This is a genomic window from Roseibium sp. TrichSKD4 (assembly GCF_000148725.1).
Lineage (GTDB): Bacteria > Pseudomonadota > Alphaproteobacteria > Rhizobiales > Stappiaceae > Roseibium.
Genome location: NZ_GL476301.1, coordinates 120,213 through 122,883, shown reverse-complemented (window position 1 = coordinate 122,883; position 2,671 = coordinate 120,213). Strand labels below are relative to the sequence as shown.

Annotated in this window: 3 protein-coding genes; all 3 read left to right on the top strand. The window is 53.2% G+C overall.

The features are described 5' to 3' along the window. Positions 1-81: 81 nt before the first annotated feature. The 3 genes from TRICHSKD4_RS02235 to TRICHSKD4_RS30525 all read left to right on the top strand — a co-directional run bounded on the left by TRICHSKD4_RS02235 (position 82) and on the right by TRICHSKD4_RS30525 (position 2,657). On the top strand, positions 82-2,145 hold the full coding sequence (locus TRICHSKD4_RS02235; protein WP_009465765.1) for a S8 family serine peptidase: 2,064 nt from the start codon (positions 82-84) through the stop codon (positions 2,143-2,145). A 103-nt stretch (positions 2,146-2,248) separates the two neighbouring features. Continuing rightward, entirely contained in the window at positions 2,249-2,449 is a 201-nt protein-coding gene (locus TRICHSKD4_RS02230; protein ID WP_009465764.1) for a hypothetical protein, read from the top strand. A gap of 46 nt (positions 2,450-2,495) precedes the next feature. Continuing rightward, positions 2,496-2,657: a hypothetical protein gene (locus TRICHSKD4_RS30525; protein ID WP_009465763.1), complete on the top strand. Its 162-nt coding sequence runs from the start codon at positions 2,496-2,498 to the stop codon at positions 2,655-2,657. Positions 2,658-2,671 lie beyond the last annotated feature (14 nt).

Below are 2,671 nucleotides of genomic sequence, written 5' to 3'. Positions count from 1 at the left end.
TCATCTCAAAAAATCTCTCAAATCAAATTATTTCAGGTCCGCCAACATGGCCGGACATCACCCGTTTTCCGGGAGCCGAACATGTATGTTCTACGCGATCAGTTTGAAGCACTGCGCGCCATTCAAAGCCGCGCAAAATTTGGAGAAGGCATCAAGGTTGCTGTCCTCGATGGCAATTTTGACCCTGCCAATCCAAGCTTGGCAGGCCAGAACATCGACCCAGTTGACGGACCGCAGCACACTCTTCATGGAACCGCCGTCACCAGCATCATCCTTGGGAACAAGACAGGTGTTGCGCCAAAGGCATTCGGCACACAAATTCCGGTTTTTCAAGAAGACGCAGCAGGCAATTTGCAGGGATGCTCTCAGCTCACTCTTGCCCGCGCCATTCATGCCGCCTGCGCAGAAAATACTCAGATCATCAATATCAGCGGTGCTAACCTCTCAAACACCGGACATCCGACCGACGAACTAAGAGAAGCCGTCGAACGCTGCTCTGAAAACAACATCCAGATTGTTGCAGCCGTTGGAAATGACGGCCTCTCTGTTGATACGGTTCCCGCCAGTCTCAAATCAGTTCTCGCGATTGGCGCGCACGATATCGACGGCGACCCCGCCCCCTTTAACAACACCGGACCAAACCTCTTCAGCAAAATGCTGTTGGCACCTGGCGTGGACATCCGGGTGCAGGCAGAGGGCGGAACCGCCAAAATTTCCGGGAGCAGCTTTGCAGCCCCCATGGTGAGCGGACTATGCGCGCTCATCCGCCAGTCTTGTCCAGATATCCAGCTTGCTGATCTGGAAACCCTTTTATCGAACTCTTGTGTCCCCTGCCAAATGAGCCACTCGGGAGACGACAAGCCGACAGCCTTTCGGCGTCTGGATCTCGTGCTCTTGCACGAAAACCTCCGCCTCATTTGGGCGGAGCAGGTGGCTCCTCAAAAACATGTTTCAGAAAGGATTGATTTAATGTCTGAGATTGATACCAGCGTTGACGCCATTGCTCCCGAAGCGGCTTCTGTAGAACCTGCAGGTCTTCCTGAAGTTATTGAACCGGCTGCCGAATGCACCGAAATTGCCCCGGCACAAAACCAACAGCCTGCTCCTGAATTCAATGCACCACCCGCCGCACCGCGCACCCATGCCCCGATCCTTGACAGTGCGCCGGAAAACTTCGTTCACGCACAGCCAAACACAGTGCGTCCGCAACACGCCAGCTCGAACATCATGGCCGATAACAAGGTCTTTGCGATTGGAACCATTGGGTACGATTTCACCAATGAAACGAACCGGGATTATTTTCAGCAAGCCATGTTCTCCCTAGGCGAGCAATATCCGCATCTTAAACCGATGATCCCGGAAAACGAGATCGCGATGGCCCGGTTCCTGACTTTCCGAGATGAAGACGGCAACACACCTTACCTGGACTCCGCGACTGCCCTTGAGTGGACCTTGAAGATCGACGGCATTCCGATTTATGTGATCCGCCCGCAGAACCAATTCGCGGTTCAGCAATTTGGCCGCATGATCGAATTCTTGATCAATCAAACAGGCCTGAACCTCTCGAAGTTCGCAAAACCTGACACGAAAACCGCCGACCTGATGGCCGAGCAATGCGACCATGACGGCAAGCCGAGCGAAGACAAGATTGATCGGATTTCAATTGCAGGCAACATCGTAGGCGAGACAAGGCTTTATAACGGTCACGTTGTGCCAGTCGTCTCACCAATTTTGAGAGGCATGTTCTCTTGGACGCCGCATGAATTGGCAAAAGCGGTGCTCAAACCCAGTGCAAAACAGGAAGAGATTGATCGACTTCGCAATTTCCTGGAGCGGATCTATTACGAACTCCGCAATCGGGGTGCGGAACCACAACACCGTGCCATGAACTTTGCCGCCACCAACGCGCATGTCGCCGGTGAAATCTTTCAGGATGCCTTTAACAAGAAGCTTGAACTGAACGCCATGAATGTTCAGCGCAGCCCTGTCAGCCGTCCCGGAACCGACTGCTGGGACATCATTTGCGAATTCTTCAACCCGTTCAAACGCGATGAAGAAGCCCGGATGATCTATCGCTACACCGTGGACGTTACCGGATTGATGCCAGTCACCTTCGGCCCGCTTCGCAGCTGGCGCGCTTACTGAGTTTTATCGGGATGCGCCGCGTCGCGCACTGGCGCGGCTCATAATGGGCACAAAAAGTGTGTCATCAGGGCAAACGCCCTTCATTTCAAGAGGAGTATTTTTGATGAAACTACCTTATCAAGCCCCTTCCATTGATCGTGCAAATCGACTTAATTCCGCGATCCAACAAGGCGTAGATCCAGCACTTTTCGGGCTGGACTGGGATGATGTAACCGGCGGACTGCGGTCTGCTGTGCGCTACCTCGCTCCCCACGCAAAGGACGCTGCAAAAGACTTTGCAATGTCCGCCATCGATGGCCTTTGAAACCGGGCCAAATTTTTAAACGAAACCCATTTTTGGAGAATTGAAAATGAAACTTCCTTATCAAGCCCCGTCCATCAATCGTGAAGACCGCATCAATTCCGCGATTGATTCCAGTGTGGCTCCTGCATTCTGGGGTGCCCTCGCCTCCGCAGCTGCACCGATCGCAATCGATCTTGGCAAAAAAGCCCTTCGCGGTCTTCTCCGCTAACCCCTTTGGAAGCG